21 protein-coding genes and 1 pseudogene are annotated in these 23,068 nt (G+C 66.5%); 6 read left to right on the top strand and 16 right to left on the bottom strand.

Translation table 11 applies throughout. The features are described from left to right. Positions 1-79 precede the first annotated feature (79 nt). From ON062_RS07485 to ON062_RS07475, 3 genes and pseudogenes are all read right to left on the bottom strand, one after another. Positions 80-1,069, bottom strand: a complete 990-nt coding sequence (locus ON062_RS07485) for an ABC transporter substrate-binding protein (protein WP_274646501.1) — start codon at positions 1,067-1,069, stop codon at positions 80-82. 268 nt (positions 1,070-1,337) lie between these two features. After that, a pseudogene (locus tag ON062_RS07480) lies at positions 1,338-1,538 on the bottom strand (hypothetical protein); the annotation flags it as partial. A 27-nt stretch (positions 1,539-1,565) separates the two neighbouring features. Next, a complete protein-coding gene (locus ON062_RS07475; protein WP_274646500.1) occupies positions 1,566-2,105 on the bottom strand; it encodes a transcriptional regulator in 540 nt (179 codons plus the stop codon). A 57-nt stretch (positions 2,106-2,162) separates the two neighbouring features. On the opposite strand from ON062_RS07475, the gene ON062_RS07470 reads away from it, so the two are divergent. Together ON062_RS07470 and ON062_RS07465 are read left to right on the top strand one after the other, a co-directional pair. Beyond that, positions 2,163-3,443: an MFS transporter gene (locus ON062_RS07470; RefSeq protein ID WP_274646499.1), complete on the top strand. Its 1,281-nt coding sequence runs from the start codon at positions 2,163-2,165 to the stop codon at positions 3,441-3,443. 108 nt (positions 3,444-3,551) lie between these two features. Next, positions 3,552-4,148 (top strand): nitroreductase family protein, encoded by a 597-nt coding sequence (locus tag ON062_RS07465; RefSeq protein ID WP_274646498.1) that lies wholly within the window; start codon positions 3,552-3,554, stop codon positions 4,146-4,148. Between the two features lie 106 nt (positions 4,149-4,254). On the opposite strand, the gene rraA is transcribed toward ON062_RS07465, so the two are convergent. Continuing rightward, on the bottom strand, positions 4,255-4,722 hold the full coding sequence (rraA, locus tag ON062_RS07460; RefSeq protein ID WP_274646497.1) for a ribonuclease E activity regulator RraA: 468 nt from the start codon (positions 4,720-4,722) through the stop codon (positions 4,255-4,257). Between the two features lie 434 nt (positions 4,723-5,156). Then, complete coding sequence (locus ON062_RS07455) at positions 5,157-7,367, bottom strand: ATP-dependent Clp protease ATP-binding subunit (RefSeq protein WP_274646496.1); 2,211 nt, start codon at positions 7,365-7,367, stop codon at positions 5,157-5,159. A gap of 147 nt (positions 7,368-7,514) precedes the next feature. On the opposite strand from ON062_RS07455, the gene ON062_RS07450 reads away from it, so the two are divergent. Beyond that, complete coding sequence (locus ON062_RS07450) at positions 7,515-8,732, top strand: DUF2254 domain-containing protein (RefSeq protein WP_274646495.1); 1,218 nt, start codon at positions 7,515-7,517, stop codon at positions 8,730-8,732. Between the two features lie 29 nt (positions 8,733-8,761). On the opposite strand, the gene ON062_RS07445 is transcribed toward ON062_RS07450, so the two are convergent. From ON062_RS07445 to ON062_RS07435, 3 genes are all read right to left on the bottom strand, one after another. Beyond that, entirely contained in the window at positions 8,762-9,751 is a 990-nt protein-coding gene (locus ON062_RS07445; RefSeq protein ID WP_274646494.1) for a GlxA family transcriptional regulator, read from the bottom strand. 271 nt (positions 9,752-10,022) lie between these two features. Beyond that, on the bottom strand, positions 10,023-11,231 hold the full coding sequence (locus tag ON062_RS07440; protein ID WP_274646493.1) for a glycosyltransferase: 1,209 nt from the start codon (positions 11,229-11,231) through the stop codon (positions 10,023-10,025). Positions 11,232-11,234: 3 nt separating this feature from the next. Beyond that, positions 11,235-12,452, bottom strand: coding sequence for a glycosyltransferase (locus tag ON062_RS07435; RefSeq protein ID WP_274646492.1), 1,218 nt, complete (start codon positions 12,450-12,452; stop codon positions 11,235-11,237). Positions 12,453-12,572: 120 nt separating this feature from the next. On the opposite strand from ON062_RS07435, the gene ON062_RS07430 reads away from it, so the two are divergent. From ON062_RS07430 to ON062_RS07420, 3 genes are all read left to right on the top strand, one after another. Then, complete coding sequence (locus tag ON062_RS07430) at positions 12,573-13,166, top strand: hypothetical protein (RefSeq protein WP_274646491.1); 594 nt, start codon at positions 12,573-12,575, stop codon at positions 13,164-13,166. A gap of 103 nt (positions 13,167-13,269) precedes the next feature. After that, positions 13,270-13,722: a DUF6325 family protein gene (locus ON062_RS07425; RefSeq protein WP_274646490.1), complete on the top strand. Its 453-nt coding sequence runs from the start codon at positions 13,270-13,272 to the stop codon at positions 13,720-13,722. Then, a complete protein-coding gene (locus ON062_RS07420) occupies positions 13,719-14,084 on the top strand; it encodes an SHOCT domain-containing protein (protein ID WP_274646489.1) in 366 nt (121 codons plus the stop codon). The genes ON062_RS07425 and ON062_RS07420 overlap by 4 nt, the downstream gene beginning before the upstream one ends. Positions 14,085-14,181: 97 nt before the next feature. Here the strand turns inward: ON062_RS07420 and cls are convergent, their stop codons facing one another. The 8 genes from cls to dnaK form a co-directional block, all read right to left on the bottom strand. After that, the gene (cls, locus tag ON062_RS07415; protein WP_274646488.1) at positions 14,182-15,648 is read right to left on the bottom strand and encodes a cardiolipin synthase; all 1,467 of its coding nucleotides are present in this window, start codon (positions 15,646-15,648) and stop codon (positions 14,182-14,184) included. 53 nt (positions 15,649-15,701) lie between these two features. After that, entirely contained in the window at positions 15,702-16,817 is a 1,116-nt protein-coding gene (locus ON062_RS07410; RefSeq protein ID WP_274646487.1) for an AI-2E family transporter, read from the bottom strand. Then, a complete protein-coding gene (locus ON062_RS07405; protein WP_274646486.1) occupies positions 16,814-17,608 on the bottom strand; it encodes a potassium channel family protein in 795 nt (264 codons plus the stop codon). The genes ON062_RS07410 and ON062_RS07405 overlap by 4 nt, the downstream gene beginning before the upstream one ends. Beyond that, on the bottom strand, positions 17,605-18,711 hold the full coding sequence (locus ON062_RS13940; RefSeq protein WP_274646485.1) for a DUF998 domain-containing protein: 1,107 nt from the start codon (positions 18,709-18,711) through the stop codon (positions 17,605-17,607). The genes ON062_RS07405 and ON062_RS13940 overlap by 4 nt, the downstream gene beginning before the upstream one ends. An 85-nt stretch (positions 18,712-18,796) precedes the next feature. Continuing rightward, positions 18,797-19,237 carry a heat shock protein transcriptional repressor HspR gene (locus ON062_RS07395; RefSeq protein ID WP_274646484.1) on the bottom strand — a complete coding sequence of 147 codons (441 nt, stop codon included), beginning with the start codon at positions 19,235-19,237 and terminating at the stop codon, positions 18,797-18,799. Positions 19,238-19,275: 38 nt separating this feature from the next. Then, on the bottom strand, positions 19,276-20,286 hold the full coding sequence (locus tag ON062_RS07390; RefSeq protein WP_274646483.1) for a DnaJ C-terminal domain-containing protein: 1,011 nt from the start codon (positions 20,284-20,286) through the stop codon (positions 19,276-19,278). Positions 20,287-20,299: 13 nt separating this feature from the next. Then, on the bottom strand, positions 20,300-20,899 hold the full coding sequence (locus tag ON062_RS07385; RefSeq protein ID WP_274646482.1) for a nucleotide exchange factor GrpE: 600 nt from the start codon (positions 20,897-20,899) through the stop codon (positions 20,300-20,302). A gap of 2 nt (positions 20,900-20,901) precedes the next feature. Next, positions 20,902-22,767 (bottom strand): molecular chaperone DnaK, encoded by a 1,866-nt coding sequence (dnaK, locus tag ON062_RS07380; RefSeq protein WP_274646481.1) that lies wholly within the window; start codon positions 22,765-22,767, stop codon positions 20,902-20,904. Between the last annotated feature and the right edge of the window lie 301 nt (positions 22,768-23,068).

Genomic DNA, 23,068 nt, shown 5'->3' with positions numbered 1-23,068 from the left:
ACGGTGTCGAGCGCGTCCGCCGGGCAGGTTCACCCGGCGGACGCGCTGACGTCATGGTGTGGAGAAGGTCAGCGCAGGATCAGTATGCGCGCTGATCAATGACCTCAGCGGCCTGCTCGGGCGTGAAGGTCTCGTCATCGACGTAGATCTCCTTCTCGGGCGTTCCGCCATCGAGGGCCTGCGTGACGAGGTCTGCGGCGAGCTCACCGAGCAGCGGGTTGCACTCCACGATGAAGTTGATCTTGCCGTCGATCAGAGCCAGCATGCCGTCCTTGACCGCGTCGATCGAGATGATCTTGATATCTTCCCCGGGGACACCGCCGGCAGCCTCGATCGCCTCGATCGCACCGAGCGCCATGTCGTCGTTGTGGGCGTACAGGAGGTCGATGCCGTCCACTCCGTACTTCTGGAGGAATCCTTCCATCACGGTCTTGCCGCCGTCGCGCGTGAAGTCACCGGTCTGCGAGTCGATCTTCTCGATCGAGCTGCCGGCGATCGCGTCATCAAATCCCTTTGCGCGGTCGTTGGCGGGTGCCGATCCCGTCGTGCCCTCGAGCACGACCATCTTGGTGTCGGTGTCGCCGAACTGCTCGACGGCCCACTCACCGGCGTAGGTTCCCTCGCGCTCGAAGTCGAGACCGACCCACGAGACGTAGAGATCCTCGGACGCACTCACGGTGCGGTCTTCAAGGATGACGGGGATATCGGCATCCGCAGCCTCCTGCAGCACGTCATCCCAGCCGTCCTCCACGATGGGCGCGATCACGATCGCGTCCACACCCTGGTTGATGAAGTCGCGAACCGCCGCGATCTGAGCGGCCGGGTCGTTGTCGGCCGCGTTGAAGACGAGGTCGAAGCCGTTCTCAGTCGAGAACGCTTCCTTCATCGATTCGGTGTTCGCCGAGCGCCAGCCCGACTCCGAACCGGTCTGCGCGAAGCCCACGGTGATCAGCTCGTCGCCCGAGGCATCGCCGCCACCGTCGCCACCCGAAGAACTCGAGCATCCGACCGCGGTGAGGGCCAGAGCCCCCAGCAGGGCGATTCCGGCAAGCGCGTTCTTTCTCATCATTTCCCAAACCTCCTCGTCGGGTACCGACATCGTTGCCGGCCACTTGGTGCGTGTCGCACCGGATGCGCCGGTGCACTGCAGTGATGTTAGCCCTCACATTTCACAGTCGCCAAGAGTGTTAGCGGTAACATTTCGATAACAAGCGGTCATGTGCGGGCCTCCACCGCCTTCGAGGCCAGACGGAAAGGGCACGCGCGAGTGAGCGATCACATCCGCGCTACCTCTTACCGCGAACGGTCTGTTCGCGGTAACTCAGCCCATGCGAGCGTCAGGCATGGGGTTCGTCCTGCAAGACGGCGGGCACGTTGCCGGCGGGGTCACGGAACCATGCGATGTCTGGCCCCTGACCGTTGCCGCGCACCACACCACGATGATCCGAGGGAAACTCGTCGTCGCTGTAGATCTACGTGACAACGCCGCACACGTTGAGATCGTCCACGGCGGCATCGACCGCCACGGTCATGTCGAGATACCTCCTCGTCACCGACGCAGATGTCTAGAGCCCTGAGGTACCGCGGGGCGGGTTGCGGTCGACGTGGACTGCGGCGAAGAGCGAGTACGCCGTGCCGTCCTCATCGGGCCCGCGTTCCTTGAACTCGGTGACCAGGCGCGACAAGCGTTCGTCGAGCTCGGCTTTGTGCTCGGCGTTGAGGCGTAGCCCCAGCCACACCGTGTCCATCTCATCCTCGGCGAGCCCGTCGATCTGCTGCAGGAACGTCTCCACAAGGACGCGATTCTGGTCTTTCATCGGGGTACGCCACGACAGTCCCGTCGCACGGTATGGCACCTCCCTCGCCCCCCGCCCGCCAGCGCGCTCGGGCTCAGCGACGAGAAACTCCGTCTGCACGAGCGTGCGCACGTGGTGCAGCATCGTGCCGGGATTCACGCCAAGCAACTCGGCGAGCTCCTTGTTGGTGCGGGACTCGAACGCGCACAACCGCAGCACCCGCAGGCGCAGCGGAGAGCTGAGCGCCCGCAGTCGCGCCTCGGCCGCGGCATCCTGAACCTCGCGCTCGCTCGCAGACCCCTCGCTCATCCCCTCACCCTACGAGACCGATTGACTTTGTTCAATCAGTCGCCCACACTGATTGACATGTCCCAATCACTCGGCAGTGCCACACAACCAAAGCGCTCACTGTGGCACGACCGCAACTTCCTCACGATGTGGACGGGTCAGGCGTTCAGCCAGTTCGGCGTGCAGATCACCGAGCTCGCGATCCCCGTCCTCGCAGTGTTGATGTTGCACGCGACCGAGTGGGAGGTCGGCGTGCTCGGCGCCGCCCAGTTCGCGGCGTTCCTGATCGTGGGACTCCCGGCGGGCGCGTGGATCGACCGCATGCGCAAGCGGCACGTCATGATCGTCGCCGATGCGGTGCGCGCGGTCGCGCTGGGTATGCTCCCCGTTTTGGCATTCTTCGGGGTGCTCGAAATCTGGCACATGATCGCGGTGGCCCTGGTGATGGGTATCGCGACGGTGTTCTTCGACGTGTCGTATCAGAGCATCATCCCGTCGCTGGTGAAGCCGACGCAGATCTCCGAAGCGAACGGAAAGCTCGAATCGACCCAGCAGTTGGCGGGCCTTGCCGGCCCGGCCGCCGGCGGATGGCTGGTCGGCGTGCTCGCCGCGCCGGTCGCGATCCTCATCACGGTCGGCTCCTATGTGGCATCCTTCATCGCCTTGCTCTTCACGCGCGATCACGAGCAGCCGCACGCCGTCGAGGACCGACGGCCCCTTATCACCGAGATCGGCGAGGGCCTGCGCTGGGTATTCGGCAATCCCCTCCTGCGCCGCATCGTGGGGACGACCGGTGTCGCAAACTTCTTCGGCAGCATCGCCACCACGCTTTTCCCGCTGTTCGTACTGCGAGAGTTGGGCCTGTCCCCCGCGATGCTCGGCGTGGTGTTTTCGCTCTCGGCAGTTGGAGGCCTTCTCGGCGCCATCGCAACGCCCCGCATCGTGGCGCGCATCGGCGAAGCCCGCGCGATCCCGGTGAGTGCCATCGCATTCTGCGTCGCACCGTTCTTCCTGCCCGTCATCTCGTTGGTGCCCGACCTGGCCTTCCCGTTGCTCGTGGCGCAGGGGTTCGTCATGAGCTTCACGGTGCTGCTCTACAACATCACCCAGGTGAGCTTCCGCCAGCGCATCACGCCGCCGCGCCTGCTCGGCCGCATGAACGCGTCGATTCGCTTCGTGGTGTGGGGCGTCATGCCGATCGCCGCGCTGATCGCCGGCGGTCTCGGCACCTGGATCGGCGTCGTGCCCACGCTGTGGATTGCCGCTGCGGGCGAGCTACTGGCGTGCTTGTTCGTCGTGATCGGACCGTTCTGGGCGATGCGCGAGCTACCCGACGCCGAACACGCCGAGCGGGCGTAGGTCTCGCACCGGTCGCACCGCGCGCACCGGGAATGCATTCAGGTCGATGTTGTTGAATCGAAGACGGCCAAGGGAGTCCGGGCAGAGAACCATCGATAAAGGACCCCCATGAGCACCAGCGCCACCCTGACCGCAGACCGCCTCGCCCAGACCGACAGCCCCGTCCTCGACGTGCTCGCCGCGCGCTGGAGCCCGCGCGCCTTCGACGCCGCGACCCCCATCGACGAGGGCAAGCTCGCCAGCGCCCTCGAAGCCGCGCGCTGGGCGCCGTCGGCGAACAACCTGCAGCCGTGGCGCTTCATCGTCGCCCGCCGCGGAACCGCGACGCACGATGCCCTCGTCGCGACGCTGTTCGGTTTCAACCAGGCATGGGCGGGCAACGCCGCCGCGCTCATCGTCGCGATCGCCGAGACCGAGACCGAAGACGGCACCGCGATCAGCCACGCCGTCTATGACCTCGGCCAGGCCGTCGCTCACCTGAGCGTGCAGGCCCACCATGACGGGCTGTACGTGCACCAGATGAGCGGTTTCGATCGGGATGCCGTTCGCCAGGCCTTCTCGCTCGACGAGCGCTTCGCCCCGATGGTCATTCTCGCCATCGGCGACATGGGCGACGCGTCCGCGTTGCCGGACGTGCTGCGCGAGCGCGAGACCGCTCCCCGCGCGCGTCGCCCGCTCGCCGAAACGCTGATCGAGACGGTCTGACCCCCTCCTCCCGCACCCCCCACCTCGCTGAGGCGGACGCTCGTGCGTGAGGCGGATGCTCCCCGCGTCCGGCTCACGCACGTAGGTCCGTCTCACGCACGTGGAACTAGCGCTCGACGAGGACCCCGTCGGTGTCGGCCCATACGTGGCGGCCGGGCGTGAAAACCACGCCGGCGATCGTGACCGGCACGTCGACCTCGCCGACGCCATCCTTCGCACTCTTGCGTGGGTTGGATCCGAGGGCTTTGACGCCGAGCGGCAGCATCCCGATCGCCTGACGGTCGCGAATCACGCCGTGCACGATCACTCCGGACCACCCGTTCTCCACGGCCGAGCCGGCGATCAGGTCGCCCACGAGCGCCGACTCGAGCGACCCTCCGCCGTCGATAACCAAGACCGCCCCCTGACCAGGCGTCGCCAGCACCTGCTTGACCAGCGCGTTGTCGCGATGGCAGCGCACGGTGCGGATCGGGCCGTCGAACGCGGTGCGCCCACCCATGTCGCTCAGTTGGAGCGACAGCGAATCAAGCGCATCGCCACGCTCGTCGTACAGGTCTGCGGTGCTTGTCGTCATGCGCCCACATTAGGTCGAGGCGGATGCCGCTCCGCGGCATCCCGAGTGTGAAGATCGCTCCGCTTTCACACGGGAGCAACTCGGGCCCAGCGCCAAGGCACCACCACCCAGCCCGCGGCACTGCCACCCCAGCCCAAGGCACTGCCGCCCAGCCCGCGGCGCTGCCACCCAGCCCGCGTCGCTGCCACCAAGCCCGCGGCGCTGCCACCCCAGCCCGCGTCACTGTATGAGGAGACTTCACCTCCTGAGGACCGAAACACCTGTTTCCGTCCTCAGGAGGTGAATCTTCCTCAGTTGCTGCTGCGAGGCAGGCACCGGCCAGACTTGCTGCTGCGAGGCACCGGCCAGACTTGCTGCTGCGAGGCACCGGCCAGACTTGCTGCTGCGAGGCAGGCGGGCCACCGCTATGGCGCGAGAAACACAACCAACGCGCCTCAGTCGTCGAGCAGCTCGGCCTCGATCACGTCGTCAACACCGGATGCCCCGGATGCCGCGGCCTGCGGCCCCTCACTGGTAAGCACCAGGCCCCGACCGTCGGCACCCACGTCGACCCTCACGGTGTCGCCGTCCCGCACGCCGCCCGACAGCAACGCCGTAGCCAGCCGGTTCTGGATCTCGGTCTGGATCAACCGGCGCAGCGGCCGCGCACCGAACAGAGGATCGTAGCCTCGCTGCGCCAACCACGCCCGCGCACTCGGCGTCACCGTCAATGTCAACCGGCGATCGCGCAGCCGGCGGTGAAGGGCGTTGACCGTCAGTTCGACGATCTGCGACAGGTCATCTTCGGTGAGCGCCTGGAACACCACGATGTCATCGAGACGGTTGACGAACTCGGGCTTGAACGCCTGGCGAACCAGCGCCTGCACTTGTTCGCGCTTCACTTCGAGCGACATCGTCGGGTCGATGAGTATCGACGAGCCGAGGTTCGACGTCAGGATCAGGATCACGTTGGTGAAGTCCACCGTGCGCCCCTGACCGTCGGTCAGCCGGCCGTCATCCATCACCTGCAACAGCACGTCGAACACCTCGGGGTGGGCCTTTTCGACCTCGTCGAGCAGCACCACCGAGTACGGCCGGCGCCGCACCGCTTCGGTCAGCTGCCCGCCCTGTTCGTAGCCGACGTACCCCGGAGGGGCACCAACCAGCCGCGACACCGAGTGCTTCTCGCCGTACTCCGACATGTCGATGCGCACCATCGCGTGCTCGTCGTCGAACAAGAACTCGGCGAGCGCCTTCGCCAGTTCGGTCTTTCCGACGCCGGTGGGCCCGAGGAACAGGAACGAACCCGTGGGTCGTTGCGGGTCGCTGATGCCCGCGCGCGAGCGGCGCACGGCATCCGACACTGCCGCTACGGCATCCTTTTGGCCGATCAACCGCTTCCCGAGTTCCGACTCGAGGTGCAGCAGCTTCTCGCTCTCCCCCTGCATGAGCCGCCCCACAGGAATGCCCGTCCAGGCCGAGATCACCGCGGCGATGTCTTCGTCGGTCACCTGGTCGCCGACCATGCGGTCACCGGTCGGTTCTTCCCTCTCGGCGTCGAACAACGCGCGCTCGAGCGCCGGGATTTCGCCGTACAGCAGTCGCGATGCCCGCTCGAGGTTGCCCTCGCGCTGGGCGCGCTCGGCGTCCATGCGTGCGGCATCGAGCTGGGTCTTCAGGTCACCGACACGGTTGAGTGACGCGCGTTCGGACTCCCATCGACTTTGCAGCTCCCCCAACCGGGCCTCTTCGCCCGCGAGTTGCTCGCGCAGGGTGGCCAGGCGCTCCTTCGATGCGTCGTCCTTCTCCTTCTTCAGCGCGAGCTCTTCGAGCTTGAGCCGGTCGACGTGACGGCGCAGTTCGTCGATCTCGAGGGGTGCCGAGTCAATCTCCATGCGCAACCGCGACGCCGCCTCATCGATCAGGTCGATCGCCTTGTCGGGCAGCTGGCGCGCGGGGATGTAGCGGTGAGAGAGGGATGCCGCGGCCACCAGTGCCGCGTCGGCGATCGCGACCTTGTGGTGCGCTTCGTAGCGTTCCTTGAGCCCGCGCAGGATCGCGACGGTGTCTTCGACGGTGGGCTCGCCCACGTACACCTGCTGGAATCGGCGCTCGAGCGCGGCATCCTTCTCAATGAACTCGCGATACTCGTTCAGGGTCGTCGCCCCGATCAGGCGCAGCTCACCGCGCGCGAGCATCGGCTTGAGCATGTTGGATGCCGCGACCGACCCTTCGCCGCCTCCGGCGCCCATGAGCACGTGAAGCTCGTCGATGAACGTGATGATGCGGCCGTCGGACTCGGTGATCTCTTTCAGAACGCTCTTCAGGCGCTCTTCGAACTGGCCGCGGTACATCGCGCCGGCGACGAGGGCCGAGATGTCGAGGGTGACGAGTTCTTTGTCTTTCAGAGACTCGGCGACATCGCCCGCGACGATGCGCTGGGCGAGTCCTTCGACAACGGCGGTCTTGCCGACGCCGGGTTCGCCGATCAGCACTGGGTTGTTCTTGGTACGCCGCGTGAGCACCTGGCTGACACGGCGGATCTCGCTGTCGCGCCCGATGACGGGGTCGAGCTTGCCCTGGCGGGCACGGTCGGTGAGGTTGATCCCGAATTGCTCGAGGGCGCTGCGCGCATCCTCCTGCCCGGGCTGCTGGGTGGCGTTCATGATTCTCCTGAGGTCACAAGGTCTATAAAGTTGAGCCAAGCTGACTCAAGTTTATAGAACAGCGGATGCCACGGCAAGCATTCCCTAGAGTGAACACAGAATCAGCCGCAACGACCACGCGGAGGTGGCATCACGAGCGGAGTAAAGGTGTTCCTCGCCCGCCTGGCGCGCCAGGTGTGGTTCCGCGCTGCCATCTTCACGGTGGTTGCCGTCGCCTACGCCCTGCTCATCGGGTGGATCGGCCCGCTGATCCCGATCTCTCCCGAGCTGGATCTCGGGCAGGGTGCGGTCGACAACCTGCTGCAGATTCTCGCCACGTCGATGCTGGCGGTCACGACCTTCTCTCTCACCGCGATGGTCACCGCATACTCATCGGCGGCGACGATCGCGACACCGCGCGCGACGCAGCTGCTCGTGCAAGACACGACGTCGCAGAACGTGCTGTCGACCTTCGTGGGCGGGTTCACCTTCTCTCTCGTGGGAATCATCGCGCTGTCTACGGGTTACTACCCCGACGAGGCGCGCACGCTGCTGTTCCTCGGCACGTTGGTGATCATCGTCATCATCGTCGTCACTCTGCTCGGCTGGATCGCCCATCTGTCGAACTTCGGCCGCATGGCCGACATCATCAATCGGGTCGAGAGCGCAGCATCCGACACCCTCACCGCGTACGCCTGCCGCCCCAGCCTCGGCGCGCGCGTGCAGTACACGATCCCGACGACGGCCACGCCCGTGTTCGCCGACACCCCGGGCTACATCACGCACATCGATGTGCGCGCCCTCGATCGCATCGCCTCGCAGGCCTCACTGCAGGTGTTCGTCGTCGCGACGCCCGGTCGCGTCGCCGACGCCCGGATGCCACTAGTCCGCGTCACCGGCGCCCCCGACGAGTCCACCACCGCCAGCCTGCGCGCGGCGTTTCACGTCGAGCAGCACCGCACCTACGAGCAGGATCCGCGCCTGGGCGTGATCGCGCTGTCTGAGATCGCCAGCCGCGCACTCTCGCCTGCCGTGAACGATCCCGGCACTGCGATCGACGTCCTCGGCGCCGTGCAGCGTGTGTTCACGGCCATGCTGCGGCAAGAGCGCGACGACGAGATCACGTACCCGCGCGTGTGGATCGCGCCGGTGCGCCTGGGCGACCTGGTCGAAGACGCGTTCCGCCCGATCTCACGTGACGGCTCCGGGATGCTCGAGGTCGCCCTCCGGGTGCAGAAGGTACTCGCGGGGTTGGCGGCGTCCTCCCCCGGCAACGCTCGGGTGTTCCGCACGGCCGCGACCCAGTCGGCGCGCCGTGCGATGACGTCGCTCGCCGCGGATGATGCACGCATTTTGCGGCGCGCGCATCGCGAGCTCTGGCGCTGAGCCGTGTTCCCGCGGGCGCGAACCGGCGGTCAGGCCACTGATTCGAGGTGCGTAGCTGGCTCGGGGTCGAGCGCGCACCCGAAGCGGGCACGGTAGGCGGTGGGCGTCGTGTCGAGGATGCGGGCGAAGTTCTGCCGCAGCACTGCCGCCGACCCGAACCCGCACTCGTCCGCGATGCGGTCGAGGCCGAAGTCCGTGCGCTCGAGCAGACGCTGGGCGTGGATAACGCGCTGGCGAGCCAGCCATGCCGCGGGGGTCGTCCCGAAGTCCGCCCGGAAGCGCCGTGCGAATGTGCGCGGCGACATGTGAGCGCGCGCGGCGAGCTGCTCGACGGTGAGGTCGCGGCGCAGGTTGTCGACCATCCAATCGGTGACGGGCGCGAGCGAGTGCGAGGTGGCCACGGGCAGGGGTTGCGCGATGAACTGCGCCTGGCCACCGTCGCGCTGCGGAGCGATCACCATTCGGCGCGCAATGATGTTCGTCATCTCTGCGCCGAGCTCTTGGCGTAGCAAGTGCAGGCAGGCGTCGAGCCCGGCGGCCGTGCCGGCACTGGTGATGATGCGCCCATCCTGCACGTAGAGCACGTCAGGATCGACGTCGATCTCGGGATACATCTGCGCCATCGTCTCGGCGTACATCCAGTGGGTCGTCGCGCGACGACCGTTCAGCACGCCCGCGGCCGCCACAGCGAACGACCCGCTGCACACGGTGAGCACCCACGCTCTGCGCGCCACCGCGCGGCGGATCACCTCACTCACGCGCTCGTCGACCGCGCCCCACGATGCACGCGGAATGGGCGTGACCACGACCAGGTCCGCCTCGTCGGCAAACGCGAGGTCATTCTCGACATTGATCGAAAACGCCATCGAGCTCGGCACCGCTCCCGGGTCAGGCGTGACGATGCGGAAGTCGAAGTTCGGGATGCCGTCACCCTGGCGATCCAAACCGAAGGCTTCGCAGGCCAAGCCGAACTCAAACGGGGCGAATCCGTTCTGAACGATGCAGGCGACGGTGTGCATGGGCAGTCCTCAGGGTGAGAGTTCAGCGTGGAAGTTCAGGCGTGGCAGTTTTCGAATGAATCGTGGCCATTCTGCCACTCGTGGCAGGAGAACGCCAAGCGTAGCGTTTCTGCCATGCTGATCCTCATCTTCACCGCGGCGCTGTCGGTGGCCGCCCTCGCGTCCACGATCGTCGCCCTGGCGCGCGACGGATACCGCCGCGTCCCGATGGACCGCACGCGACTTCCCTAACCCGCGAACCGGCGGCGGACCACGGCCCGGGCGCCTCGCGCTACGCGGTCACGCGCTGGTAGACCTCGACCATGGCGGCCGTGCGTGAAGACTGCCGGAACGCCTCGCGCACCCCGGGGTCGACGGCGGGGGCTTCCCCCGCGGTGATGTCGGCCGCGGCGCGCAGCAACGAGTCGGCGAGCGCCGCCACGGAATCGTCGGCGACGGGCCACAGGCCCGAGCCGAGCTCGCCTGCGAGGTCGGGGTCCGACACGATCGACGGCGTCCCCAGCGATGCCGCCTCGAAAATCGTCATCCCCTGCGTCTCGAAGCCGATCGATGTCTGCACGACCGCGTCGGCCGCGGCGATGCGGCGCAGGGTCTCGACGTACGGGAGCCTGCCGGCGAAGGTGACGGATGCCACGGGCTGGCGCTTCTCGATGAGTCGGCGCGCCGCGCGCAGCTGCCCGCCGCCCCCGATCACCCCGACGTCGGCCACAACGCCCGATTGCGCCAGCGCCTCGAGGAACGGCAGCAGGCGCTTTTCGGGACTCATACGCCCGAGCCACACGAACTTCGGACGCCGGGCTTCGCCTAAAGCACCGACCGCGGGTTCGGCGAGCACCTCGTCGAGCACCGCGTCGTCGATACCGTTCCAGATGACGTCGACGGAGCCCGACGCCGGCACGGCGCCGTGCGCCTCGAGCCGACGTGCGAAGTGAGAGGAGGGTGCGGTGACGGCATCCGATCGAGCAGCGAATCGCGCAAGGAACGACCAGCCGTCACGCCCGCCGGGCACCCGGTCGGGGCTCGACCCAAGCACGCGCCCCTGCCACGCGTTCAGAGCACGCAACACAAGTGACGGGAAGGGAGCGGTGTGTTCGATTCCCACGTCGACGCGGTTGTGCATGGTGTGCACGACCGGCAGCGCATGCCGCCGGGCGAAACGGTGGCCGATGAAGGCGCCCCAGAAATCCGCCTGCACGTGAACCACGTCTACCGGCGGGAGCGCCGAGAACGCGGCATCCACCCACTGATCCGTGCGCGCACCGGGCCACGTGAGCGAATACTCGCGGTCGAGAGTGATCGGCATCGACGGCATGTCAAGATACGCCGGGTCGGATGCCGCCTCCCGCGTACCGTGCATTGCCGGCGCCACGACGGTCACCGTGTGGCCGGCGAGCTCGAGAAACCGCTTCTGCAGTCGCATCGACACCTGTGCGCCGCCGAGGGACTCGAGGTGCTGATCGGCGAACATCGCGATGTGCATCGGCTACTCCGGGATCGGCTCGCCGCGATACAGCGCTTCGAACGTGTTGAGCGTGCGCGCGATGTCGTGCACCTTGACTCCGTCGAGCGACGCTTTCTGCATGCGCACGCGCTCATCGGGCGTCTGCGTGAGCACCGTGGTGATCTTCGCGGCGAGATCCTCGGCGTTGCCGGGCTCGAACAGGTAGCCGTTCTCTCCGTCGTGCACCAGGTGCGGCAGCGCAACGGCATCGGCGGCGACGACCGGCAGACCCGATGCCATCGCCTCCATCGTCGCGATCGACTGCAGCTCGGCGATCGAGGCGATGACGAACATGCTCGCGTTCGTGAGGAAGCCACGCAGCTCGTCATCGGTGGTGTGCCCATGGAACCGGACACGGCCACTGATGCCGAGTTGCTCGGCGAGCAATTCGAGATTTCGACGTTGATCGCCCTGGCCGACGATGTCGAAGCTCACCTCGAGCGCGGGGTCGAGCAGCGTCATCGCACGCAGCACCACGTCGATCTGCTTCTCGGTCGTCAAGCGACCCACGAACACAAGCCGGTTCCCGTCGCGCGGGGTGAGGTCGGCGGTGTAGTTGCTGGCACGGAGCCCGCAACTGATCGGAACGACCCCGGTGATGTCGATCGTGGACTCGAGAAAGTCCGCCGCGCGTCGGGTGGGGGTGGTGACGGCCTTCGTCAAGCGGAAGGTGCGCTCAGCGTCAGCCCACGCGAGTTTCAAAACGATGCGGTTGAGGAAGTCGGGCAGGGTCGTGAAGTCGAGGACGTTCTCGGGCATCACATGGTTGGTCGCAATGATCGGGATGCCGCGCTTGGCCGCCTCGCGCGACAGGCCTCGCCCGATCACGATGTGCGACTGGATGTGCACGACGTCGGGCTGCACCTCATCGAGCACGCGCCGCGCGTAGTGCTTCGACATCCACGGCAGAACGAACGTCAGCCAGTCATGGGGAAGGTAGCGCCACGCCGGTATGCGGTGCATCGTGACCGGCTGACCCTCGATCGTCTCCACGAACGTTCCGTGGTGCGAGTGGGTAGCACTCGGCGCTTCGACGTGCACATCGTGCCCGCGCTCGACCAGGCCGGCGGCGAGTCGCTCGGCGAAGCGCGCAGCACCGTTCACGTGGGGCAGGAACGTATCGGCCCCGATCAGGATTTTCAGTGGTCGCGGGCTCACGGCGTCGGCGGCGGAGTCGTCTGGCGTCGCGGGTTCGGTCACGGAGGTTTCGGGCCTGTCTGTGCGGCGGGTCGCGCCTCGCGGGGTGGCCGAGACGCGGCATCCACTGTACCTGAGGCCCCTTCTCAGGCTCGGGAGCATCGCCCTGCGTACCCTGGATTCATGCCACGACTGCAGGCCGACGCCGACGCGCATCTCTGGGTTCCCGTAACCGGTTCTTTGGGCTTTCGCGGGCGCCGCCATCGAAAGGCCGCGATCCGGATGCTGCTGAGACAGGGAAGTACGGCAACACCCGGCATCCCGCGCCCCGGCAGCGCCGTAGCCGCGTGGGCGCTCAGTCAGGCGACTCCGCTGCTGCTGCGCAAGGCCGCGGGACGCGTACTGGTGTGGGTGTGGAAGGCCGACGCCGAACTGGTCGTCGCAATGGCGCAGGTACAGGAGGCGACGCCGCAGGCACGCACCGCGCGCGCGATGATGCCGATGGAGTACGACGACACCGAGTCGTTCCGAAGCTCCCATCTGGGCGTCGGCGAGAAGCTCGTCATGCCGCTGCCAGCCGACCCGCGCACTCCCCCGTTCGCGACCTACACGTGGGACACCGGCACCCACTTCGTCACCGTGACCGCCGTGTGCGGCGACCGCGAGCGCTTCGGAACTGTGATGGGGTCGCTCGATGACCTCGCCCGCACCGTGCGCCTCGTCGACGATGTCGCCGTGGGCGAAAGCGCCGGCGTTCTGCGCATCGACCCCGCGTGACGCGAGTGAAATCCAGCGGAATCATCACGAATTCCTGGTGACCCCGTCAGCTTGGCGCGCTACGCTCGCAGGGTCAGAACTCTGACCCGAAGAAGGGAAAACCATGGCCGAATTTCGGTACGGACCCGTCGAGCTGTATCTCGTCGGTTTCGAGGGTGAACGTCCGGATCCGGGCGTGATGTCCGCGCTCATGGAACCGGTAGAGAGCGGGCACCTTCGCCTCCTCGACTTCCTGCTCATCTCGAAGGATGACCAGGGCAACGTGTCGATCGTCGAGATCGAAGACGACGACACCGACTATGGCCTCGGTGACATCGCCCTCGAAGAGATCGGCATCGCCGGCGAAGAAGACGTCGAAGAGCTCGCCGAGCTCGTCCCGCCCGGTTCGGCCGCCGCCCTCATCGCGCTGGAGCTGACCTTCGCCCGCACGCTGGCGTCGAACCTCGCCGCATCCGGTGGCGTCGTGCTCAGCTCGGAGCGCATCCCCGCACCGATCGTCAACGCGATCGTGGATGCGGTTGAAGAAGAAGTCGCAGCAGAAGGAGTCGAGTCATGATCCGTCGAGTCGGTCGCCCGGGCCTCATCGGCCTCGCCGCACGCACCGCCGTCGTCGCTGGCACCGCCAGCGCCGTGTCGGGTGGCGTCGCCCGCAACCAGCAGCGCCGTGCCCAGTCGCAGTACGAGCAGGAGCAGTACCAGGCCGCTCAGCAGCAGGCCGCCATGCAGCAGGCCGCGGCCGATGCCGTCGCCCAGCAGCAGGCCTACGCCGCCCCGCCGGCTCCGCCCGCACCGGCACCGGCCGCGCCCGCCGCCGGCGTGGACGTCGTCGCCGAGCTTCAGAAGCTGGCAGCCCTCAAGGACGCCGGTGTGCTCAATGATGCCGAGTTCGCCGCCGCGAAGGCCAAGCTCCTCGGCTGAAACCCCGAGCATCCGCTCTCACGAACGCCGGTGTCGGAACTTCGGTTCCGCCCGGCGTTCGTTGCGTCTGCTGTTCGCCCTTCGGCCCTGGCCCCGGTCAGTTAAGAGCCGAGGTGAGGCGCGCGACGCCGTCGAGGAACGTCGACTTCGCGGGCTCCTGCCGCCACTGCTCGAGAGTGAGTTCGCGGGAGATGTCGCGATACCCCTGCTCGACGGCGCGCATGTCGGCGACGAACGACTCGCCGCGAACCATCATCGAGATCTCCATGTTCAGGCTGAACGAGCGGATATCCATGTTGCTCGACCCGATCACGGCGACGTCTTCGTCGATCGAGAAGTGCTTCGAGTGCAGGATGAACGGGCCGGGGTAGAGGAAGATCCGCACACCCGCCTCGAGCAGCGTCTCGTAGTACGACCGCTGTGCGTGGTACACCAGACCCTGGTCGCCGACCTCAGACACGAACAGCTGCACCTCGAGTCCGCGTTGGCACGCCGTGGTGATCGCGTACACCATCGCTTCATCGGGCACGAAGTACGGACTCGTGATGATGACCTTTTCGCTGGCCGAATGGATCAACGAAAGGAACAGTCGCAGGTTGTTTTCGGTGTCGTAGCCGGGGCCACTCGGCACCAGCTGGCACACCAGCGCCGCGTCGTCTACTGCCGGAACATCGGATGCCGCGACGTGCTCATCTTCGAGCAGTTCCCCGGTCTCGATCATCCAGTCCGTGAGGAAGACGGCATCCACCGACGCAACAACCGGGCCCTCGAATCGCGCAACCAGCTCTTGCCACTTCAGACCCCGTGAGATGTTCTTCGGTGAGTTGTAGGAGCGGTCGATGAGGTTCTGCGAGCCGACGAAGGCCACCGTGCCGTCGACGACGACCAGCTTGCGGTGGTTGCGCAGGTCCGGCCGCTGGTACTTGCCCTTGAAGGGCATCACCGGCAGCATCCACTCCCATTTGACGCCGATGCGGTCGAGCTCGGCAAAGGTCTCATCGGCCTTCGCGACGCGACGGGATGCCACGTGGTCGGCGAGCAACCTCACCGTCACCCCGCGGGCAACCGCGCGTTCCATCGCGGCGAAGAAGGGTGCCGTCGTGTCATCGAACGAGACGATGTAGAACTCCACGTGGATGAACCGCTTCGCGGAGTCCATCGCGCGCGCCATCTCGATGATCGACTGCTCGTAGTCGCCGAAGAGCTCGGCACGGTTACCCGGTTGCGCCGGCAACTGGGTGAGCGTGTGGTTCTGCTCGACGATGGTGCGGAAGTGCGGCGGCCACTCGGGCGCCAGCGCGGCGGCACCCACCGTCGCCCGCTCACGAATAATGTCGTCCATCTTCTGCTGCGCGAGGCGGCGCTTCTTCGGCAGACGAATGTTGCCGATGAGCAGATAGAGCACGATGCCGACGAAGGGGAACAGGAAGATCGCCAGCAGCCACGCCATGGCAGCGGTCGGCTTGCGTCGCCTGGGCAGAACAATCAGCGCGATGATGACCACTACGAGGTTCACCAGCAACGCGCCGATCCAGGTCAGATTGGTGCCCAGTACGCCATCCATGCTCGCCCTACTCCGCTCTCCGGCCGCCCGTGGGTGGACGGCGCCTGATCACGCTACCGCGCCGGTGGCGTGTCGCCTTGCGCCGTGGGCACCGGATGATCGACGGCATCCACATCACCGGACAGCCAGCGCAGCCACTTCTTGCTCGGATCCCCCTCAAGCACGAGCGCCCGCACCAAAAGTGTGAGCGGGATGGAGAGGATCGCGCCCAGCGGTCCGATGATGAAAGTCCAGAAGATCACGGAGAAGAAGCTGAGCGTAAGGCTGAGGTTCACCGCATCACTGACGAACTTCGGCTGGATGAGCACCTGCAGCGTGACATTGACCACGCAGTAGATCGCGACCACGGCGAAGAACATCGGCCACCCGCCGATCACCAGCGCAAGAATCGCGGGCGGAATCAAGCCCAGCACGAAACCGATGTTGGGGACGAAGTTCGTCACGAACGCGAGAATCGCCCACACCGCCGGCGCGGGCACGCCCAGCGCCCACAGCGCGAGGCCGTCGATGATGGCCACGATCGCCCCGAACGTGGCGTTGACGACGTAGTACCGCCGCACGCCCGCGTTGAAGACCGTGACCCTCGTGACGGTGGGGCGGATGGATGCTCCGAAGTGCTGCCCCGCGCGGGCATAACGCGCGCCGTCGGCGGCCATGAAGATGATGTAGGCGACCAGGAAGAAGAACGCGGTGAGCACGCCCAGCACGGTGCCGCTGAGCGAGGATGCGAACGACAGGATCGTCGATGGATCAAGGAGGGATGCCGCACCATCGGCAGCCTGCTGTTCGATGCCGAGCGACTGCAGGAGCGCGAGCGTCTCATCGACCGTCTGCTCGAGCTGGTCGGCGTAGTCCACGACCAAGCGCGCGAACTGGGTTCCGGCGAAGAACAGCAGCGCGACCATCACCGCGAGGATGAGGTAGGCAACCACGATGACCATCGTCGTCGCGGCCCAACTCGGCCACCCGCGACGTTCGAAGGGGAAGCGCACCGGGTGACAGATGATGACGAGAACGGCGGCGAGCACGAGCGGCCCGACCAACTCGCGCGCGAAGTACAGTCCGGCCAGCGCGATCACCGCTGCGGCAAGCCCCAGGAGCACCGAAACGGTCGGCGACAGAAGGGGCTGCGCGGGCGCGGCGGGAGGGGTCGGGGCTGCACGTTTCACGGCGCCAGCGTACCGTCCTGCCGCGTGTTGCCCGGTCGGTCAGGATCGGGCAGGCGTTCCGCGTCGGCGTCGATGTCTTCATCCGGGGCACCGAACTTCTCAGCGATGCGGTTCACCTGCTGCGCCAGCGCGCGCATCTGCCCTCGTGTGGCCGGCTCGTCCTGGTCGTTGTCGCGCGCGGCATACTCGATCACCCACGACGACAGGGTCGCCGTCACGATGCCGACCACCGCGACGGCGGTGCACATCAACACCACGGCGACGACTCGGCCGAACGGCGTGACGGGGTAGAAGTCGCCGTAGCCGACGGTGCTCATGGTGACGAATGCCCACCACACGGCATCCCCGAAGTTGGTGATGTTGGCACCGGGCGCCGGGCGCTCAGCATCCAACACCGACAACGAGCCGATCCAGATCAGCAACGCGACGGTACCCGCACCGTAGACGGCCAGCCGGCTGCGGATCTGCGTGCCCACCGTCGCGCCCCGCCCGCGAATGGTGAGCACGCGCAGCAATTGCAGGGGACGCAGCGGCGGGAGGGTGACGATCGTCAACTCCACGAGGTGCCGGCGAAACCACGTCCGCCGATCCGTCGCGAGCCACAAGCGCACCAGGTAGTCCACAACGAACACCGCCCACGTCGTGAGCAAGATCACCTGAGCGATCAGCAACGCGTCGCCGTCGAAGTCCGCGATAACTTTCCACGAGTACAGGGCCGTGAAGACGACGGATGCCACGATGAGCGGCCAGCGCGTGAGATCACGCCAGCGGTGTTCGGTGAGACCCCTCACGCGTCGCCTTGCCGCGGGCTCGCCACCGACGCGGCGCGCTCGTCACGGGCATCCTTCTCAAGCGCAGCCGAATTGCGGATGAACAGCACGATCCACGCGAAGACCAAAATGCCGGCGACGAGTTCGACCGCGGTGAGCGTGTAGAAGCCGACCGCGAAGAAGATCGCCAGCAGCACGATGACGGCGATGAAGACGTACCCGAGCGTCGTGAATGCCTTCGGGAGCGCGGGAATCCAGGAACGCAGCCCGAATACCAGGGTCGCGAAGGCGACGACCATGCCCGAGGCGACCGCGGTGTGGATGCCGAAGAACTCGTCGACCGTGAAGACACCGACGAGGCCCAGGAAGACACCGACCACGATGAGGCAACGCCGCACGTTGCGCAGACCTGTCGGATGCGGCGTCGGGATGTCGCGCGTCGCGTAGCGCGCGAGCGTGGTGACAATGAAGCCCGCGACGATCAGCGTCAGGTTGAACGTCATCGCCGAGAGGTCATCGGTCATTCCGAGAGCGCTGAGGTTCTCTTGCCACCAATGCGGGTCGCTCGCCGTGAGCATGGCGGTCAGCACGCCCTCGGCGAGGAAGGACGCCAGGATGATGGCGAGCAGCTGCAGGTCCATGTGCGTGGCGGAGAAGAACACCAGGTACGCGGTGACCGCGCCCGCCGTTGCCGACAGGATGATCAGCGGCAGGGAAAACACGGTCGCGTCGATGAATCCTGCCTCGAGGATCACCGAGAGCAACGTCCAACTGAGCAGCGCGATGATGGCGTGCGCGAACGCGAGTGCGACGACATCGATCATGTCGAGCACCGTCATCGTGTGCCCGGCCTCGCGGTCGTGCACGACGTAGCGCCCGGCGATGAAGGCGACGAACGCCGCCACGCCCGAAGCGATGGCGGCGAACTGGCCCACCGAGCCCGGGCCCGAAATGGGCGCGTCGGCGAAGCGGAAGGTCACTATCGCCACCAGGCCGACCACGATGAACGCGACCGCGCCGATTCCGAGCGCGAGGGTTTCGAGAGAACGCTCGCGGTCGTCGTGCGGGGTCGCAGATACGCGCATGCGCAACGATCGACGCGTCGGGGACTGCGGAGTGCTCACGCCATGACCATAGCGCCGGCGACCCCCACCGCGTCAGTGCACGCGCGCCGGACGCGGGGGTCGTGGGCTCGTCAGTGTGCGGCGCTCAGCGGCGCTCGTCGGCACGGGGTGTCCACAGCACGATCTCAGTCGCGCGCCGAACGCGCGCGCCTTGTCGCAGCGGGACAACGGCACCGGTAGCCCCGGCGGCGAAGACGCGCACTCCGGGGCGCGTCTCCATCTCGGTGCGCACCTGCTTCTCGAGTTCCGCGACGCGGCGGCGAAGCGCGCGGACTTCGTCCTCTAGGTCGAGCATGCGGGCGATCGCGGGAAGGCTGATTCCCTCGGCCGACAGGCGTGCCACTTCACGCAGCTGTTCGACGTGCCGAAGGGAGTATCGGCGCGAGCCGCCCTGCGTTCGGGCGGGGACGACGAGACCAATGCGGTCGTATTGCCGAAGCGTCTGCGGGTGCATCCCCGCGAGCTCGGCAGCAACCGCGATGGCGAGGAGGGGAGCATCCTCGTCGATCTTGTCTTCATCGGCCATGGACTCCCCCTCCTCTCATCGCGTTCGTTCGAGCGTACTCAGCCGCGCGCTTTCGACATCAGTTCGGCGCGCGGGTTCTCGTTCGGCTCGAGCGCCTGGAAGCGCTCGAGCGCCTCGCGCGCCGCGTCATCCAGGTGCGAGGGTACGGCGACCTGCACCTCTGCCAGCAGGTCACCCGTGCCTTTCGAGCTCTGCACGCCGCGGCCCTTCACGCGCAACACGCGTCCCGACGGAGTGCCGGGCGCAACGCGTAGCTTGACGGGATCACCGCCGAGCGTCGGCACCTCGATTGTGGCGCCGAGGGCTGCCTCGGTGAAGGTGACAGGTACCACCACGCGCAGGTTGAGCCCGTCCCGGGTGAACACCGGGTGCGGCCTGACGGTTACCGACACCACGACATCTCCGCTCTCGCCCCCATCGGGTGACGGGCGACCGCGACCACGCAGACGCACCTTCTGTCCGTCGGCGATACCGGCGGGGATCTTCACTTTGAACGGCTTGCCGTCTTCGCCCTGCAACGAGATGGTCTCACCCTTGGTGGCGGTGATGAAGTCGATCGTGGTGCGCGCGGTGACATCCGCCCCACGCGTCGGGCCGCCGTAGCCGCGGAACCCTCCGGTCGACTGGCCGAATCGGCCAGAACCGAAACCGCCGCCCTGCTGCTGGTTGAACATCGAGAAGATGTCTTCGAAGTCGGGGCCGCCGGCTCCGGGTGAGCCACCGGCACGACCACCGCGGCCCTGCGAGAACATGCTGAACACGTCCTCGAAGCCGCCGGGGGCTCCGGCACCACCCGAAGTGAAGCGGGCACCCGACCCCATCGCTCGGATCTGGTCGTACTCCGCCCGCTGATCGGCATCCGAGAGCACCGAGTACGCCTCGCTGATCTCTTTGAATTTGGCCTCGGCCGCGGCATCCCCCTGATTGGAATCCGGGTGATACTGACGCGCAAGCTTGCGGTAGGTCTTCTTCAGATCCGCATCGCTGACGTCTTTCGACACCCCGAGCATCTTGTAGAAGTCCTTGTCGAACCAGTCCTGACTGGCCATGTCTCTCCTCGGCTTACTCGGCCGGAACGGCGACGACGACCTTGGCCGGACGCAGTTCGACAGAACCCAGGCGGTATCCGATCTCGACCACTTCGAGGATCGTCGCTTCCGTCGCACCCGGCGTGGGCGCCTGGAAGATCGCCTCGTGCTGCTGCGGGTCGAATGCCTCGCCCGCCGCACCGTAGGTGGACAGTCCTATGCGCTCAGCCACGCCGCGCAACTTCGCGGCGATAGTCGCAAACGGGGTGCCCTCTTCGAGGTCGCCGTGCTTCTCAGCCCGGTCGAGGTCATCGAGAACGGACAGCAGGCCCTTCGCGACGGCACCCTTCGCGCGCTCGATCTCGACCTCGCGCTGCTCTTCGGTGCGACGCCGGTAGTTGGCGTACTCGGCCTGCAGGCGCTTGAGATCGTTCAGCAGGGCTGATTCGAGGTCAGCGAGGACAGTGTCTTCGGCTGCGGCATCCGCATTCTGAGCTGAGCCGAGAATGTCGTCGACCGTGAGCTCCTCCTGCGGGTCGGGGTCGGAGACCTGTGCCTCCGACCCCTCCTCGCCGAGGACCTCGTCTTCGCCACGCTCGTCGGCGTCGCTGTTTTCGAAGTCCTTGTCAGCCATGATTACTTCTTGTCATCCTCGTCTTCGACGACCTCGGCGTCGACGACATCCTCATCAGAGGCCGTCTCGCCCTCGGGAGCACCCGCGTCGCCATCGGCAGCACCGGCAGCCTGCTCAGCCTGACCGGCCGAGTAGATCGCTTCGCCGAGCTTGCCCTGGCTGGCGTTGAGCTTCTCGAACGCGGCCTTCACCGCGTCGTCGTCATCGCCGGCGAGCGCCGACTTCAGAGCGTCGACGTCGGCCTGAACCTCGGTCTTGACGTCTTCGGGCAGCTTGTCCTCGTTCTCCTTGATGAGCTTCTCGATCGAGTACGACAGCGTCTCGGCCTGGTTGCGCACCTCGGCCGACTCGCGGCGCTTCTTGTCCTCGGCCGCGTTCTCCTCGGCCTCGCGCACCATGCGCTCGATGTCTTCCTTCGGCAGCGACGAGCCACCGGTGATCGTCATCGACTGCTCCTTGCCGGTGCCCTTGTCCTTCGCCGAGACGTGCACGATGCCGTTGGCGTCGATGTCGAAGGTGACCTCGACCTGTGGGATGCCACGGGGAGCCGGCGCAATGCCGGTGAGCTCGAAGGTTCCGAGCGGTTTGTTGTCGCGCGTGAAGTCACGCTCGCCCTGGAAGACCTGGATCGCGACCGACGGCTGGTTGTCGTCAGCCGTGGTGAAGGTCTCGCTGCGCTTGGTCGGGATGGCGGTGTTGCGCTCGATGAGCTTCGTCATGATGCCACCCTTGGTCTCGATACCGAGGCTCAGCGGGGTGACGTCGATGAGGAGAACGTCCTTGCGCTCGCCCTTGAGGACACCGGCCTGAAGCGCGGCGCCGACAGCGACGACCTCATCGGGGTTGACGCCCTTGTTCGCTTCCTTGCCTGCCTCGCGCTTGACGAGCTCGGCAACGGCGGGCATACGGGTCGAACCGCCGACCAGCACAACGTGGTCGATGTCGGAAACCTTGATGCCAGCCTCGCGGACGACGTCTTCGAACGGCTTCTTGGTGCGGTCGAGCAGGTCCTTGGTGAGGTCCTCGAACTTCGCGCGAGACAGCGTCTCGGACAGCGAAACCGGGCCCGACTCGGTGAGCGAGAGATACGGCAGGTTGATGCTGGTCGAGGTCGAGCTCGAGAGCTCCTTCTTAGCCTGCTCAGCGGCTTCCTTCAGACGCTGCAGAGCGATCTTGTCGCCCGAAACGTCGACGCCGGTGGTCTCCTTGAACTGCTTGATGAGGTAGTCCACGACGCGCTGGTCCCAGTCGTCACCACCGAGGCGGTTGTCACCGGCGGTGGAGCGCACCTGGATGGTCGAGAAGTCGTCGTCCTTGCCCACTTCGAGCAGCGAGACGTCGAACGTACCGCCACCGAGGTCGAAGACGAGGATGAGCTCGTCTTCCTTGCCCTTGTCGAGGCCGTACGCGAGGGCCGCGGCGGTGGGCTCGTTGATGATGCGGAGCACGTTGAGACCCGAGATCTCGCCGGCCTCCTTGGTGGCCTGGCGCTCGGCGTCGTTGAAGTACGCGGGAACGGTGATGACGGCATCCGTAACCGTGTCACCCAGGTACTCCTCGGCGTCACGCTTCAGCTTCTGGAGGATGCGTGCCGAGATCTCCTGCGGCGTCCACTTCTTGCCGTCGACCTCGAAGGTCCAGTCGGTGCCGATGTGGCGCTTGACCGATGCGACGGTGCGGTCGACGTTGGTGACAGCCTGGCGCTTGGCGGTTTCGCCGACGAGCACCTCGCCGTCCTTCGTGAACGCGACCACCGACGGGGTGGTGCGGAAGCCCTCGGCGTTGGCGATGACCTTGGGCTCGCCACCCTCGAGGACGCTGACGACGGAGTTCGTCGTACCGAGGTCGATTCCCACAGCACGTGCCATGTGTGTTTCTCCTTCATTTGCGGCCGAGCGGATGCCACGGCCTGGCGTTTCGCGGAAAGTCTGGAAGTCACGGCAAAGGTTGAGCCGTGATGACTCAAGGCTAAACCCGTCGCTCCGACATGTCAAATGAAGTTGAGTCGGATGCTGTCAAGTTCGCCGTCGCCGCCGCTCTCGCGCCGACCGTCGCGGCGAACCCCGCTGCATCCACCCCCGGCCTCCACCCCCGGCCTCCACCCCCACTTCCCCCACTTCCCCGCGCCGTTCCACCCCCAAAATCCGTGCGCGCCCGCGACACATCATG

This window comes from Microbacterium sp. C7(2022) (assembly GCF_028823665.1).
In the GTDB taxonomy this organism is placed as follows: domain Bacteria; phylum Actinomycetota; class Actinomycetes; order Actinomycetales; family Microbacteriaceae; genus Microbacterium.
The sequence above is the reverse complement of the archived record's forward strand: the minus strand, read 5'-3'. Positions and strand labels throughout refer to the sequence as shown.